Source organism: Candidatus Desulfatibia sp., from assembly GCF_036446775.1.
Classification (GTDB): Bacteria; Desulfobacterota; Desulfobacteria; order Desulfobacterales; family UBA11574; genus Desulfatibia_A.
The window spans coordinates 1-2,651 of the sequence record NZ_JAZFTO010000287.1; the positions used below are offsets into that span (position 1 = coordinate 1).

The window sequence follows — 2,651 nt, forward strand, 5'->3', positions numbered from 1 at the left end:
ATTATATTGTTGTTCAGTTTCATTTATCCATCCATGGGTATGCCGGCGAGGATCAAGGATATCGCTTCGATCAAGGGGATCAGGTCCAATCAACTGTTCGGCTATGGCCTGATTGTCGGTCTTAACGGCAGTGGTGATAAAGGCGGGACCGGTTTTACCGTCCAGGGCCTGGTGAATATGCTGGAACGCATGGGGGTGCACGTCAGCGCCGCTGATGTTAAAGTAAGCAATGTTGCCGCCGTGATGGTGAGTGCCACCTTGCCGCCCTTTGCCCGCATAGGCAAAAAAATCGATGTAACCTTATCGTCCATTGGCGACGCCAAAAGCCTGTCGGGAGGTACGCTTCTGCTGACCCCCCTGCAAGGGGTGGACGGCAAGGTCTATGCCCTGGCCCAGGGAGCCCTATCCATTGGCGGTTATTCCGTGGGCGGGGCTGACGGAGGAGGAGTCACCAAAAATCATCCCACGGTAGGAAGAATAAGCGGCGGAGCGACGATCGAAAGAGAGCTCCCTTTGTCGATAATGAATAAAAAAGAGCTGACTATTATGTTAGACAATCCGGATTTCAATACGGTTACCAGGGTTGCCGATGCCATTAACACGCAACTGCAAGAGAGTCTGGCTACACCGATAGATTCGGGCACCTTAAAATTGAAGATTCCTGAAAGGTTTCAAGGCAAAGTGGTCAACCTGATCGCCCAGATTGGTGACCTGGAGGTCACACCTGATAATATCGCCAAAATTATTATTAATGAGAAGACGGGTACCGTGGTGATTGGGCAAAATGTCAGGATCCAAAAAGTTGCCGTGGCGCATGGAAACTTGAGTATTCAGATCAAAGAGACCCAAGAGGTTTCACAACCGCAGCCCTTTGCACCTTCGGGCGCAGGAGCGGCCCCTGTCCAAATGGAGGGCGGTATCATCATAGCACCGGGGGGCAATACCGTTGTTTCTCCGGATAGTGATGTCACCGTCGCCGAGGAGCAAAGCCGACTTATTCTGATCCGGCCGGGAAGAACACTCGGTGAACTGGTCAAGGCCTTAAACGCTATTGGTGTTACCCCCCGGGATCTTATTACTATTTTGCAGGCTCTGAAGGCCGCCGGTGCCCTTTACGGAGAATTGGAAATTATATAAAGGAGAGGCGATATGTTAAAACCGATTGCAGCGCATCCGGCGGCGACGGTCTTGCAAAAAGATGTCTCTAAGGCCGGACTGCAGAAACTTCAGAAAGCCTGCACCGAGTTTGAAGCCATCTTGATAACCTATATGCTGAAATCAATGCGGTCCACCGTTGAAAAGGACGCGCTCTTTGGAAATAGTACCGAGAGACAGATCATGGACGCGATGTTTGACGAAAGCCTGGCCCTGGGAATTGCTAAAGGCGGTGGTATTGGGCTGGCAGAGATAATTTTTTCAGACCTCAAGGATCGATAACCGCTGAATTCATAAAAAATCGAATTCAGCGGGTGTTTAGTGTTTTGTATTTTGTGTTTTGCTTGAAATATATGCTGACATACCAATTTGTTGGGGCACCAAAGACTAAACACTAAATACAAAATAACAATTCAGTTTACAGCCGGATTTTCCGATAAATAGAATAGGGAGCCTAAGTATGGAAACGCCTAACGTTCGTTTGATTGAAAAGCTTTTTTACAAAAAGATCATGCTTTACCATGACCTGCTTTATTGTTTTAAGCACGAAAGAGAATCTCTGATAAATTTAGACTTGGATAAACTGTGGAGTATATCGAAAGAAAAAGAGGAGCTCTGTGCAAAAATAAATACCACTAAGCAGGAAATCATTGCAGTTCTTGATTTGCAGGAAGATCAAAAAACTTTTGAGCTTAACCGCACAATGGATTTGATCCCCGGAGAATCCAGGGCTGAGTTTCAAAAGCTGTACCTGCGGCTTATTAAATTAAAGAGCGAGATTGATGTCTTCAGAAAAGAAAACATGGCTTTTGTCAATGATTCGTTGCAGTTTCTGGATGAGATCATAGCGATTATGACAGGCGCGGACGGATCAGAAACTGTGTACAACGACAAATGTCATTTTAGTAAATCCAGCTCGCATTCATTTCTGAGCAGGGAGGTTTAAGCATGGGCATACTATCTATACTTGATGTTGCCAGGACCTCTTTGAGTGTGCAGCAGTATGGTGTTGAGGTGACCGCCCACAACATTGCCAACGTAAATACTCCCGAGTATTCTCGACAAAGCCCGGTCATCGAGGGTAGACAGCCTGCAAAATACGGCGGCCTGCTCTTTGGGCGCGGTGTGGATGTAAGCATTATAGTCCGGACTACTGATCAATTGGTCGAAAAGCAGCTCAGGCAGGAAAAAGCGAATCTGGCATCGTCCCAGGAGATGGAAAATTACATGCGGATCTTTGAGGGTCTTTTTAACGAAAATTCCGAAACCAGTATTAGTGCAATGCTCTCCGGTTTCTGGAATTCGTGGCACGATATTTCAAACAACCCGTCAGGAGCTCCCGAGCGGATTGCCCTATATGAACATTCCAGCCTGCTGTCAGGACAACTTAACGCCTTGAACAGCGATTTGACGCAGATGGAAACGGATTTAACAGGCGCTGTCAGTGTTGGAATAGAAAGAATCAACCAGATTACAAGTGAGATCGGCACTCTCAA

The 2,651-nt window shown here is 47.1% G+C and carries 4 protein-coding genes; all 4 read left to right on the top strand.

Features of this window, described 5'->3' with window-relative positions:
• A partial coding sequence (locus V3S16_RS13600) for a flagellar basal body P-ring protein FlgI (protein WP_413885828.1) occupies positions 1-1,137 on the top strand: 1,137 nt, incomplete at its 5' end.
• Positions 1,138-1,149: 12 nt separating this feature from the next.
• On the top strand, positions 1,150-1,437 hold the full coding sequence (locus V3S16_RS13605) for a rod-binding protein (protein WP_413885830.1): 288 nt from the start codon (positions 1,150-1,152) through the stop codon (positions 1,435-1,437).
• A gap of 178 nt (positions 1,438-1,615) precedes the next feature.
• Positions 1,616-2,101, top strand: coding sequence for a flagellar protein FlgN (locus V3S16_RS13610; RefSeq protein WP_413885832.1), 486 nt, complete (start codon positions 1,616-1,618; stop codon positions 2,099-2,101).
• Between the two features lie 2 nt (positions 2,102-2,103).
• Positions 2,104-2,651 (top strand): FlgK family flagellar hook-associated protein (locus V3S16_RS13615; RefSeq protein WP_413885834.1); only part of this gene is annotated, 548 nt, incomplete at its 3' end.